The 255-nt window shown below is 50.2% G+C and carries 1 protein-coding gene; it reads right to left on the reverse strand.

Translation table 11 applies throughout. The features are described 5' to 3' along the window. Nucleotides 1-49: 49 nt before the first annotated feature. Nucleotides 50-255 (reverse strand): transposase (locus M3221_RS26000; protein ID WP_251274837.1); only part of this gene is annotated, 206 nt, incomplete at its 5' end.

The raw sequence follows: 255 nt of genomic DNA on the forward strand, positions 1-255 counted from the left end.
TTGTTTTATACTGTTCGGGCGGGACCTCGACCTACAGTTTGTAAAGGAATTATATTGCCGGAATAAGTCCGATCTGAACCAGCCCGGCTTTTTCAATGTTTAAGGCAGCATTGTGGTCACGGTCCAGCACAAGACCGCAATCCGGACAGGCATGTGTTCGGATGGAAAGGGATTTTTTCACCCTTTTTCCGCAGCCTGAACAGTCCTGGGTGGTAAAATGCGGCTTCACTTTGACCAGCTGGCCGCCATTGCGCT

This window comes from Domibacillus indicus (genome assembly GCF_023715895.1).
GTDB lineage: Bacteria > Bacillota > Bacilli > Bacillales > Domibacillaceae > Domibacillus > Domibacillus indicus_A.